Consider the following 11,842-nt stretch of genomic DNA (forward strand, 5'->3'; position numbering starts at 1 on the left):
CCGGGCGTCAGAGTGGTCATTCCGCACCCACCAGTCCGGTCTGGATCAGGCTGATGCCGCGTCTGGTCACCAACTGCGCGCGGCCCGGGACCAGGGTGCGGGGCCGCGCCTCGCCGATGAACTTGCCCTCCTCCTTGGGATAGGAGAGCAGCAGCGCGGGGTTGCCCAGTTCCCAGAGCCTGCGCAGCAGCGGGTCCATCATGGCGCGCATCGCTCCCGAACTGGTACGGGAGACCACCATGTGCATGCCGATGGCGCCGCCCTGCGCGAGCAGTGGCAGCAGGGGGGCGGTCGGGCTGTCCATCAGGCTGCCGACGAAGTAGTCGTAGTCGTCGATGAGGATGAACAGCCGGGGGCCTTCCCACCAGTCGCGGTTGGCGAGCTGCTCGGGAGACACGTCGACGCCGGGCACGCGCTTTCCCACGGAGACCACGGTGCTGCCGGCCAGCTCCTTGAGTCCCTGCGCGTCGACGGCGTACCCCACGCGGTACTCCTCGGGCACGGCGTTGAGCAGTTCCCGGTTCGGGTCGCCGAGGAGGATGCGTGCCTCTTCGGGCCGGAACCGGGTGGTGATCGCCCGGGCCATCAGACGCAGCAGGTTGGACTTCCCGGTCTCGCCGTCCCCGAACACGATCAGGTTGGGTGTGGCCTGGAAGTCGTGCCAGACGGGCTGCAGGCGCTGTTCGTCCCAGCCGAGACAGACGCGGAGATCGCCCTCGGGGTCCGGCAGCCGCTCCACGGGCAGGCGGCTGGGCAGCAGCCGGACGCCCGGAGCGGTGCGGCCGGTCCAGAAGGTGCCGATCTCCGCCGCGGCGAGCTTGGTGGCGGCGGTGAGGTCGGTGGTGCTGGACGAGCTGTCCAGTCGGGGCAGGGCCGAGAGGAAGTGGTAGCCGGAGCTGGTCAGTCCGCGTCCGGGTTGCTGGGGCACGCCGGCGGCACGCCGGGTGTCCACCTCCGACTCCATGGGGTCACCGAGCTTCAGTTCGAGTTTGGTGCCCAGCAGGTCGCGCAGCTTGGGACGGATCTCCGACCAGCGCACCGCGGAGACGATGACGTGGATGCCGAAGGACAGGCCGCGAGCGGCGAGTCCGGTGATGCGGTCCTCCAGTTCGTCGTAGTCCTGGCGCATCGTGCCCCAGTTGTCGACGACCAGGAAGACGTCGCCGTAGGGATCGTCGTGCGCGCCGGTGCGGCGCATCTGGCGGTAGGCCGCCATGGACTCCACGCCCAGTTCGGTGAAGGCCTGCTCCCGGCGTTCGAGGATCTGGGTCAGCTCCTCGACGGTGCGCGTCACCTTGTCGCGCTCCAGCCGGGTGGCCACCGACCCCACGTGCGGCAGTCCGGCGATGGAAACCAGGCCGCCGCCGCCGAGATCCAGGCAGTAGAACTGCAGTTCCTGCGGGGTGTGGGTCAGCGCGAGCGACATCATCAGCGTGCGCAGGAGCGCCGACTTGCCGGTCTGCGGTCCGCCGGTGACGCCGACATGTCCGCCGGCGCCCGACAGGTCCGCGATCAGCAGCTCACGGACCTGCTCGTGGGGCCGGTCCACCATGCCGATCGGCACCCGCAGGCTGCCGAGCAGCGAGGTTTCGGCGGCGGTCATGCCGCGCACCGGATCGGGCACGATGCCGGGCAGGAGCTGGTCGAGGCTGGAGGATTCCTCCAGCGGTGGCAGCCAGACCTGCCGGGCCGGTGGCCCCGCGTCGGTCAGCCGGTCGACGAGGACCTCCAGCAGGGTCTCGTCGCTCTCGGCAGACCGGACCGGCGCCGGATCGGGCTCCTCCACTGCCGGGGCGGCGGCGCCCTCGGCGGGCTCGGTCACCGCGGGGCGCTGGTCCAGGCCGAACGGGACGACCTCCAGGCTGGCCGTTTCCTCCGGCTGCGGGCCCTGGTCGAGCGCGGGACTCTCCGGGCAGGGGCCGGAGACGTAGGCCGCCTTGAAGCGGACCAGGTTGGTCGTGTCGATGCGGAGGTAGCCGTTGCCGGGCACGGGCGGCAGTTCGTAGGCCCCTGCGGCGCCGATCACACTGCGCGACTCCATCGAGGAGAAGGTGCGCAGGGCGATGCGGTACGACAGGTGTCCCTCCACGCTGTGGATGCGCCCCTCGTCCAGCCGCTGCGAGGCGAGCAGCAGGTGCACGCCGAGGCTCCGTCCCACGCGTCCGATTGTGACGAAGAGGTCCACGAACTCCGGCTTGCCGGCGAGGAGTTCGGAGAACTCGTCGACGATGACGAGCAGGGAGGGCAGCGGCGCCAGCTGTGCGCCGGCGAGCCTCGCCTTCTCGTACTCGTAGAGCGACGAGTAACCACTCTCCCTCAGCAGTTCCTGGCGCCGGATGAGCTCGCCGTCGATGGAGTCCTGCATGCGGTCGACCAGCGGCAGCTCGTCCGCCAGGTTGGTGATGACCGCGGAGGTGTGCGGCAGTCGGTCCATGTGGAGGAAGGTCGCGCCGCCCTTGAAGTCGACCAGGACGAAGTTGAGCACCTCGGAGGAGTGGGTGGCGGCGAGTCCGATCACCAGGGTGCGCAGCAGTTCGCTCTTGCCGGAACCGGTGGCTCCGATCATCATGCCGTGCGGCCCCATACCGGCCTGCGCGGACTCCTTGAGGTCCAGTTCGACGACCTCGCCGTCCTCGGTGACGCCGATCGGCACGCGCAGCCTGGCGCTCTGGTCGATCCGCCGGCGCCACTGCGCCGCCACGTCGTACGAGCGCGGGTCCCGGATGCCCAGGAGGGTGGTCAGCTCGAAATCGGACTCGAAGGGAGAGTCGGTGAGGTCGATGGTGCCGCTGGTGCGCAGGGGGGCCAGCCGGCGGGCCAGGTCCTCGGCCGCCACGCGGCTCAGGGTGTCCGCCTCGGCGTCGGCCGAGCCGTCGCCGACCGGGAACGACACGCGGCCGTCCTCGGTCGTCAGGCGAAGCACGCCGGGACCGCCGTGCATGGCCCCGGTGACGTCGAGCAGCACGACGTTGCGCAGACCGGACCCCAGCAACCGGGAGCCCGAGGGGATCGTGGTGCGGTGGGCGACGACCACGACCATCGGCTCGGCGGCGCTGGACGTCGCCTGCGCGTCGTGATCGGGCCGGTCGAGGACATCGGGACCGAGCAGGTCGGTGAGCTCGTCGTGGTCGGTCGCTATCAGGCGCAGCGGCCCTGCCTGGTCCCGCTCACGTGGGTGGGCGTTGTGCGGCAGCCACTTCACCCACTCCCACTCGGCCCTGCCGGTCTCGTCGGTGAACACCGCTATCCGCAGCTCGTCGGGCGAGTGCAGGGTGGCCATCTGGCCCAGCATCGCGCGCACCAGCCCCAGTGCCTGCCGGGCGTCTCCGGCGAACTCCACGCTGGTGAAGCTGCGCAGGGCCACCGGGATCGGCATGCCTGGCACCGTCTGGAAGGCCGCGGTGAACCGGCGCAGCGAGATGGCGGCGAGCGGGTCGAGGTCCTCGACGGGTTTGGTCTCCGGTGGGACCAGTTCCAGTGCGGCCCGGCGGGAGCCGAGCCCGATGCGCACCTTGGCGAAGTCATCGTGCGCCGAGCGCCGCTCCCAGACCCGGGGTGAACGCACGATCGACCAGAGCCGCTCCGGGGGCGGGTTGTCCCACAGTGCCGCCGCCATCTGGGCGGAAGCCGCCTGGCGGGCCTGGGTGCGGAGCTGGGCCAGGTAGCGCAGGTAGTCGCGGCGCTCGGCGCGCATGCGGCGCTTGCGGTCGAGTCCGGCCCGTCCGATCTGGCCGAGGCTCATGGACATCATGCCGATGCCCATCATTCCCGACATCAGGTACATCGAGGTCGAGCTGCCGATGGTGAACATCAGCGCCATCGCTCCGAACCCGATGCCCATCGGCAGCACGACCATGACGGATCCGAGGTCGGCAGCGGCCGGTTCACCGAGGATGGGCGGTTCGGCCAGCTCGATCCGCCCCTCGGGCACCTCGGGTCCTGACACACGCGGCGGGCGTTTCACAACCACGGTGTTCATCGAGTGCATCTCCAGCCGGCAACGAGCCCTTTGACAAGGGTGAACATAGGAAGGCGACCGTGGTCGTGGCCAGGCGAGGGGAGCGGGGCTGCCTGGACGCACACCGCGACTGCCCGAAGTCCCGATTCCGTGGTCAGAGGGACCACAGCACCTCGTCGCCGTAACGGATCGCCGCCTTCCCGTCGGAGCGCAGGACCAGGTGCGCCCCGTCGTGTCCGTCGGTGCGCGAGGACCACAGGGGACGCATGTCCCGCGTGTAGACGACCAGATTGCCGTCGGCCTGGAAGACGGCTCTGGCGCCCTCACCGGCCGTGCCTGTCCACCACAGGGGACGGTGGCTGCCGTCGTAGAGCACCAGGTTGCCGTCGGGCAGGAGGGCCAGTTCGGCGCGGCCGGTGGACCAGCTCTGGCCCCGTTCCAGCACACTCGTGCCGTTGACGACCGTCTCGGTGGGGCGCGGTGCCGCGGCCGGCCGGGGTGCGGGGGAAGCGGGTTCGGGGGTCGTCCGGCGGGTGGGTGTCGCGGAAGGCGTGGTGACGGTGTCGGCGGCGTGGTGTGACGGGGCGGGGCTCGGGGAGCCGGTCCGCCGGGGAGGCGCGGCGGGCGAGGACTGCACCGTGGTGCTCGGCGAGGGCTGAGCGTACGGCGTCTCCTTGCTGTCCGCGGAGTGCGCGGCCCGTGGCTCGCGTCCGGGCCCGGAGTCGTGCAGCAGGACGACCGGCACCACCAGCAGCAGGCAGCTGAGGCCGACGGCTGCGGCCAGGACGGGTCTCACTGGTCCGGTACGGCCGGAGGGCTCTTTCTGGAGGGACTCCTCGTCCTCGCCGTCCGTGGCCGGTGCGGAATCACGGGCCGGTGCCGCGCCCGGCTCACCGGCGGTGTCGAGCGGTGCCGACTGCCAGGGGACGTCGCCCTCCCACACGGTTCCGGTCCCCGGTTCCCGGGTGTCGCCGGGACGCACGGCGTCAGGGTCCTGTCGCGTCACGTGCACCCCTCTCCCGGTCTCGGCACACGGACCCGGTTCGCCTGCCTCGCCGAACCGGCACTCGGACGTGCGGAAGCGTAGGAGCGTCCGCGCCCGTGCAACCACCGCGGGCGCGGACGGTGCCCGGATGGGCGACCGCGCTGCACGTTCCGCCGCTTCGGGTCACAGGATGCCCATGCGGATGGCGTAGGCGACGGCGTGCGTGCGGTTGCGCACCCCGAAGCGCTTGACCACCGTGTGGATGACGCTCTTGATCAGACGTTCCGAGTAGCACAGCTCGCCGGCGATCTCGATGACGTCCTTGCCCTCGGCCAGCAGCCGCAGTACCTCCGCCTCCCGGAGCGCCAGCGGGACGGGGTCCGGGGACTCGCCCGGGCCGGGCGGGCCGGTCGTCAGCGGCGCCGGCTCACCGCGTGCGCTGTCCACCGCGGCGTTCACGATGTGGGAGAAGCTGCTGCGCGGACGGACGAGGAAGCCGGTCATGCCGTACGTGACCGCCTGCCGGACCTGTGCTTCGGTGATGCAGTCGGCCACCAGGACGATCCGCGCCCGCCCGCCGGTCTCCTTGCTGACGCGGTGCAGCACCGCGAGCGTCCGCGGCGTCGTGTCGCCGGTGATCACCACGGCCACGTCGGCCTCCGCGGTCCGCTCACGCGGCAGCACCCGCACCCGTCCACCGGACCTCATGAAGGCCGTGGTGCCGTCCAGGACGAGCGGATCGTCGGCCTCGACCACGACGGCCGGTGCCGGGTCGGCCACGCGAGCGGGACCGGCGGTGTGGTCGGGCACGAGGGCCCCTCCCACCGCCCGGTGGGGTGCGGGGCGGCGTGCGGGGCAGGTACGCGCGAGGGACGGAACGGGACTCCTCATGGCCCTCACCTGCCGTGGACGGTCGGGGCGCCGGTGCCGGGTTTCAGCTCCAGCACATGGCGCTCGGGAAGCACGTCCCACTGGGGCGCCGGATGCGGCCAGCCGGTCGACGCCACCACGGTCCTGCCGTCCTCGGTCGTCCGGTAGTGGAGGCCGAAGTACCCGGGGCCGCGGCGGCCGATGACCTCCGAGGCCGGGTCGTGCTCGGTGTACGCGTACAGGCCGTGCGGGGTGAGCAGCAGGCAGTTGAGGCTGGCGAGCCGGTCGGCCAGGGACCGTATGTCGTCAGCCGCCTGCATGAGCGCCTTGACCGGGCCCAGGCCGTCGTCCATGCGGCGGCGCACGGCCAGGTAGTAGCGCTCACTGTCGGTCTGTCCCTCGGCCGCGGCGAGCAGGTCCGCTCCGATCACCTCGTCGAGGGCTCCGGCCGGCGAGAAGTCGCCGTTGTGGGCGAAGGCCGAGGACTTGTCGCCGAAGGGGTGGGTGTTCGCCATGGTGACCGGGAATCCGGGGCTGGCCATGCGGACGTGCAGCAGGGCGGCGTCCGTGGTGGAGGTGTCGAGCAGCGAGCGCAACCGCAGCCCGTCGTGGGCGCGTTCGGGTTCCTTGACGACCTCGACCGTGTGGTTGGGCACCCGGACGGCCATGCCCCATCCGTCATCATGCTCGTCGGCCAGGGCCAGGAACGGCTGAAGGTCCTCGGCGAACAGGTCCCGGGTGGTGGTGGGTTGCGGTGACACGGCACCAATGAGTCGACACATATGGCTTCACCTTCATGAGGAACGTACGTAACCGCTCATACATGCACAATGCGGCCAGGAGACGGCATGCCTCTCCCCCGCGGCAACCGGTGCGGGACGGGTGCCGGACAGGTGGGCTGTCAGGGAGTGGCGACGGTTCCGGGGCCGGGCTCACGGCGGCGATTGCCGAGCCGCCGCTCCAGTCTGGTGGCGGTGTGGGCCAGCGCCAGGTTGACCACGACGTACACGAGAGCCACCACCAGGTAGCTCTGGATGACCGAGTGGTTGAACTCACCCAGCACCTTCGCCGCGTTCAGCAGTTCGAGGAAGCTGACCACGTACCCGAGCGTGCTGTCCTTGAGCAGCCTTACCAACTGGCCGACGAGGGCGGGCGCGGTCTGCCGCACGGCCTGCGGCAGCAGCACCAGGCGCAGGCACTGCCAGTGCCCGAACCCCAGGGCGTGCGCCGCCTCCGTCTGACCGGCGGGGAGGGCCCGGACACCGGACCGGAAGATCTCCGCGAACACCGCGGCGTTGGTCAGCACGATCGGCCAGACCAACTGCCAGAACAGGGGCAGCCGCAGACCCACCGCCGGCAGTCCGAGCAGGAAGGCGTAGATCAGCAGGAGGAGCGGAACAGCCCTCAGCACCTCGACGTACAGTGCCGCGAAGCGGCTGAGCAGGGAGTTGCCGGAAAGCCGGGCCAGCGCCAGGAGGGCCCCGAGCGGCAGCGCGATCAGGCCGCTGACCACGGTGACCTGGACCGTCGCCCACAGGCTGACGAGCAGGTAACGGATCACGGGCCACTGGGCGAAGAGCTGCCACTTGGCCGGGTCGAGCTGCCCGTGCGCCGCGAACTGGCGCACCGCGGCGGCAGCCAGGAGGGCGAACACCACCAGCGATGCCACGGTGGCCACGGCGATGCGGCGCCGTCCTCGCGGTCCGGGCGCGTCGAAGAGCCGGGTGTCGTCACCGTCCAGCCGGTCGAGGACCCGGGTGACGCGGGCCAGGACAGCGCGCGCCGGGCCGGGGCCGGGCGGAGTCGTGAAGCGCGCGTAGCGGATCCGGCCGTCGTCGGAGGCCGCCGGGCGGGCGGCCTTCTCTTCCCGCAGGGACGAGGTCATCGCAGTACCGCCAGCCGCCGGTCGAGGACGGCGGCCGTACGGCCGATCGCCAGGGTGATCAGGACATAGCAGACGGCCGCGGCGCCGAAGGTGACCAGGGGCTGGGCGTACTGCTGGTCGAGCAGCACGGTCTGGCCGGTCAGCTCCTGGGTCACTCCGACGGCCGCCGCCAGCGACGAGTTCAGCACGACGGCGATCAGCAGCGACGCCATGGGCTGCACGGTGCACCGGAGGGCCTGGGGGACGATGACACTGCCCAGCACCTGCCCGAACGTCATGCCGAGGGCGCGGGCCGCCTCGGTCTGGCCGACCGGTACGGCCCGGACGCCGGCGCGCACCGTCTCGCAGAGGAACGCCGCCCAGTACAGGGCCATCGCCGTCACCACGGTCCAGAAGAGCGAGTAGACCAGGCCGATCTCCGGCAGCCCGAACACGAACAGGGCAAGCAGGACCAGCAGGGGGACGCTGCGCACGGTGGACACGTACACCGCGGCGAACAGGCGCAGCGGTCGGACAGGGCTGATCCGGCACACCGCGAGCAGGAGTCCGATGGCTGCGGCGAGCACGAACGTGCAGGCACTGATCTGCAGGGACATCAACAGGCCGTGGCCGAAGACGTCCGGGTGGCTGGTGATGGCGTCCATGGCGTCAGCCGACCGGCGGCGGGGAGGGGACCGGTCCCGGCACCTGGGTGCCGACGGTGTTCTTCCACACCGCCGCCCAGGTGCCGTCCTGTTCGATCTTCTTCAGCCAGTCGTTGACGAACTCCTTGAAGTCCGGCCGGTCCAGCGGCAGTCCGATGCCGTAGGGCTGCTCACCGAACGTCTCGGAGAGGACCTTCACGTCCTGGTGGGTGCTGGCGTTGCCGGCCAGCACACCCTGGTCCAGGACGTACGCGTCGGCCCGGCCCTGCCGCAGCGCCTGCAGGCACTCGGTGTTGGTGTCGAAGAGCTGGATCTTGGCGGAGGGCACGCGCTCCTTGATGAACTGCGCCGCCGTGGACCCGGACTGCGTGGTGACGGTACGGCCCTTCAGGTCGTCCAGCGCCTTGATGTCCTTCTCGTCGTCGCGCACCTGGATGCCGAGGCCGTCGACGTAGTAGGGACCCGCGAAGTTCACGACCTCGGAGCGCTCGGGCGTGATGGTGTAGGTGGCGAAGACGGCGTCGACGGAGTGGTTCTTGAGCAGCGCCTCACGGGTGGCGGCGGTCACGTTGACCAGCTTGGTCCTGGGCTCACCGATGATGTACTTGGCCAGCAGGCGCGACATGGCCGCGTCGAACCCCTCAACCTTGCCGGTGGTGGGGTCGAGCTGCGAGAAGAGCGCCGCGGTCTGGGTGCCGCCGACCACCAGCGTGCCGTTCTTCCGGATCTCGGCGGCGGTGGAGCCCGGCGGCATCAGTGACGCATCCGCCGGCTGCTCCTTGTCGATCAACTGGTCGACGACGCCGGTCTTCGCCTTCTTGCCGGCGGCGACCGGTGCGCCCGGCACGCTCGTCGAGGAACCGGAGCAGGCGCTGGTGAGCAGGAGCGTGGCGAGTGCCGTGACGGCACCTGTCAGGGGGGCGGTGCGTCGACGTGTCCGTACGGTGCTGTTCACGAGGCTATCTCCGCAGGGGGATGGGGGACGGGGACCGGAGCATGGGGAGAGCTGGGGCGGGCGCGGGCGGTGCGGTGTCAGACACCGGGCAGCGTCGCCAGGAACGCTTCGGCGCGGGGATGCCCGGGGGCGGTGAAGAACTCCTCGGGAGGAGCCGTTCGCAGGATCCTGCCGCCGTCCATGAAGACCACACGGTCGGCGACCTGCCGTGCAAAGCCCATCTCGTGCGTGACGACGATCATCGTCATGCCGTCCAGGGCGAGCTGCGTCATGACGCCGAGGACCTCCCGGACCATCTCGGGGTCCAGGGCCGACGTGGGCTCGTCGAACAGGAGCAGCTTGGGTTCCATGGCCAGGGCCCTGGCGATGGCCACCCGCTGCTGCTGGCCGCCCGACAGGTGCCGGGGGTAGGCGTAGGCCTTGTCCGCGAGTCCGACCCGTTCCAGGAGGCCGTAAGCGCGCTCCCTGGCCTCCTCCAGGCGGATGCCGCGGACCTTGACCGGTGCGAGCATGAGGTTCTGCACCACCGTCAGGTGGGCGAACAGGTTGAACGACTGGAAGACCATGCCGACCTCGGCGCGGAGCCTGCGCAGTTCACTGCCCTCCTCGGGCAGTGGCGCTCCATCGACGACGATGCTCCCGGCCGTCGTGGAGTCAAGCCGGTTGATGCACCGGCACAGCGTCGACTTGCCGGATCCGGACGGCCCCACGATCGCCACCACCTCGCCGGCGAAGACGTCGAGATCGACGCTGTGGAGCACCTGGGTGGGTCCGTAGTGTTTGTCGAGGCCCCGGATTCGCACCAGGGGTGGGCGGTGATCGGGGGCGCCCACCTCGTGGGCGGCGTCGACGGGCACCGTACTGGTCACGAGAACTCCTGCGAGAAGGCGGGGAGCGGGAGACGAACGGCTGACGTGCTGCCGCTATTTGACCGAACGTCTGCTTCCGGTGTCCAACGAGGATTATTTCGCGTACGCATCAAAGTCCTTTATCGTTCGTACATGTTGGACGTTCACCAACTGAAGGTGCTGACGGAAGTCGCGCGCACCGGCTCCTACACCGCGGCGGCAAGCTCCCTGGGGTACACACAGCCCGCGGTCAGTTACCAGATGCGCCGACTCCAGCAGGCCGTGGGGACGCCCTTGGTGACACGGGTCGGCCGGGGACTCCAGCTCACCGAGACCGGCCGGGCCCTGGTGCAGCACGCGGACGCGATCTTCTCCATGCTGCGCGCCGTGGACCAGGAGATCTCCTCCCTGGTGGCGCGCGGTGGCGGCCTGGTGCGCATAGTGGCGTTCCAGAGCAGTTGCGTGACCATCGTGCCGGAGCTGATCGCCCGGCTGCGCCAGGGACATCCCGGGGTACGCGTGACGGTCGTGCAGGCCGAACCCGTCGAGGCACGCCACCTGATCAGGACGGGCGAGGCCGACCTCGGCCTGCTGTGCAACTGGGAGAACGAGGACCTGCCCGACGGCGAGGCCACCATGCGTCGGGTGGAACTGATGACGGACCGCCGTTGCGTGCTGATGACCGAGGACGATCCGCTCGCGGCCCAGGACACCGTCGACCTGGCGGAACTGGCCGGCCGGGACTGGGTCATGGAGAGCTTCCGCGACCGGTTCCTTGCCGCCTGCACCAATCTGGGGTTCGAGCCGCGCATCGCGGCGACCGTGGACGACGTGAGCGCCATCCAGGCCCTGGTGGCGTCCGGGCTGGGCATCAGCCTGATCAGCGAGATGGCGCTGTCCGCCCATCTCGCCCCGGGTTTGGTCCACCGCCCTCTGCGGCGCTGGCCACGGCGTCGCACCTACGCCCTGCTGTGGCCGGACATGGCGGCCGTACCGGCAGTGGCAACGGTGCTGCAGGAGATACGGACGATAGCGTGCGCGTTGCACGACCGGGTCGGCGGACCGCCGCACTGACGTGGCCGTACACGGATGGGACCGGCGGTGCGCAGGCGTGGCGAACACCGTGATCCCCGAGCGAGCCCCGCTACCGGCAGCCCGCACTGTCCGTGGCGACTTCCCTCAGAGCTCGTTCAGGATCTTGCAGGTGCCCCGGTCGGGCTGACCGTTGCGACGATCTGGCACCATCGTCGGTCCGTCGAAGTACGTGGTGGCCACGGCGCCGGACCGCTACCTGGGTCTTGTCCGGGTGGTGACGGTGAACCGGCCGCGCTGATTCTGGTGCCCGGTCACGGCGTTTACGTGACCGGGCCCCGACGACGGCTCGCACGGCCGCGGCGGCCACCGCTCCAGCCGCCGCCGGCAGGTCTGGCCCGACCTCCTTCTCGTGCCAGGGCGGCAGCAGCGGCGCGATCAGCACGCACAGGGCACCGTCCACCGTCCACGGCCGGGTGGTCACACCCCGTCCGAACGGACGAGTCGTCACACCGGACACGGCCGGACAGGCCCGTTCAGCAAGATCGTGTCACGGGCTCGTACCAGATGCGCCGAGTAACCCAAGTACCCGCCACCGGGGCACGCTTCTGCCAGGCGGACGACTCCTTCGGCGAACCAGCCGACCGCTACCGGGCCTGCGAGGC

Annotated in this window: 9 protein-coding genes and 1 pseudogene; 2 read left to right on the plus strand and 8 right to left on the minus strand. The window is 70.6% G+C overall.

Annotated features, from left to right (window positions below; translation table 11 throughout):
- Nucleotides 1-16: 16 nt before the first annotated feature.
- From eccCa to IE260_RS34200, 8 genes are all read right to left on the minus strand, one after another.
- Nucleotides 17-3,931 carry a type VII secretion protein EccCa gene (gene eccCa / locus IE260_RS34165; protein ID WP_417847139.1) on the minus strand — a complete coding sequence of 1,305 codons (3,915 nt, stop codon included), beginning with the start codon at nucleotides 3,929-3,931 and terminating at the stop codon, nucleotides 17-19.
- Between the two features lie 181 nt (nucleotides 3,932-4,112).
- The gene (locus tag IE260_RS34170; protein WP_189879043.1) at nucleotides 4,113-4,964 is read right to left on the minus strand and encodes a hypothetical protein; all 852 of its coding nucleotides are present in this window, start codon (nucleotides 4,962-4,964) and stop codon (nucleotides 4,113-4,115) included.
- Between the two features lie 162 nt (nucleotides 4,965-5,126).
- Nucleotides 5,127-5,753 (minus strand): helix-turn-helix transcriptional regulator, encoded by a 627-nt coding sequence (locus tag IE260_RS34175; RefSeq protein WP_189879045.1) that lies wholly within the window; start codon nucleotides 5,751-5,753, stop codon nucleotides 5,127-5,129.
- Nucleotides 5,754-5,839: 86 nt separating this feature from the next.
- Complete coding sequence (locus IE260_RS34180) at nucleotides 5,840-6,595, minus strand: class II glutamine amidotransferase (protein WP_268254958.1); 756 nt, start codon at nucleotides 6,593-6,595, stop codon at nucleotides 5,840-5,842.
- Nucleotides 6,596-6,714: 119 nt separating this feature from the next.
- Nucleotides 6,715-7,698, minus strand: a complete 984-nt coding sequence (locus IE260_RS34185) for an amino acid ABC transporter permease (protein ID WP_189879049.1) — start codon at nucleotides 7,696-7,698, stop codon at nucleotides 6,715-6,717.
- On the minus strand, nucleotides 7,695-8,342 hold the full coding sequence (locus tag IE260_RS34190) for an amino acid ABC transporter permease (protein WP_189879051.1): 648 nt from the start codon (nucleotides 8,340-8,342) through the stop codon (nucleotides 7,695-7,697). Before IE260_RS34190 ends, IE260_RS34185 begins: the two co-directional genes overlap by 4 nt.
- A gap of 4 nt (nucleotides 8,343-8,346) precedes the next feature.
- The gene (locus tag IE260_RS34195; RefSeq protein WP_189879053.1) at nucleotides 8,347-9,297 is read right to left on the minus strand and encodes a glutamate ABC transporter substrate-binding protein; all 951 of its coding nucleotides are present in this window, start codon (nucleotides 9,295-9,297) and stop codon (nucleotides 8,347-8,349) included.
- A 77-nt stretch (nucleotides 9,298-9,374) separates the two neighbouring features.
- On the minus strand, nucleotides 9,375-10,130 hold the full coding sequence (locus tag IE260_RS34200; protein ID WP_308434720.1) for an amino acid ABC transporter ATP-binding protein: 756 nt from the start codon (nucleotides 10,128-10,130) through the stop codon (nucleotides 9,375-9,377).
- A gap of 168 nt (nucleotides 10,131-10,298) precedes the next feature.
- Between IE260_RS34200 and IE260_RS34205 the strand changes: the two genes are divergently transcribed.
- Together IE260_RS34205 and IE260_RS42125 are read left to right on the plus strand one after the other, a co-directional pair.
- Nucleotides 10,299-11,219, plus strand: a complete 921-nt coding sequence (locus IE260_RS34205) for a LysR family transcriptional regulator (RefSeq protein ID WP_189879054.1) — start codon at nucleotides 10,299-10,301, stop codon at nucleotides 11,217-11,219.
- Nucleotides 11,220-11,385: 166 nt separating this feature from the next.
- Nucleotides 11,386-11,475: pseudogene (locus tag IE260_RS42125) on the plus strand (GNAT family N-acetyltransferase); the annotation flags it as partial.
- Between the last annotated feature and the right edge of the window lie 367 nt (nucleotides 11,476-11,842).

Origin of the sequence: Streptomyces viridiviolaceus, from assembly GCF_014650995.1 — a bacterium.
Classification (GTDB): domain Bacteria; phylum Actinomycetota; class Actinomycetes; order Streptomycetales; family Streptomycetaceae; genus Streptomyces; species Streptomyces viridiviolaceus.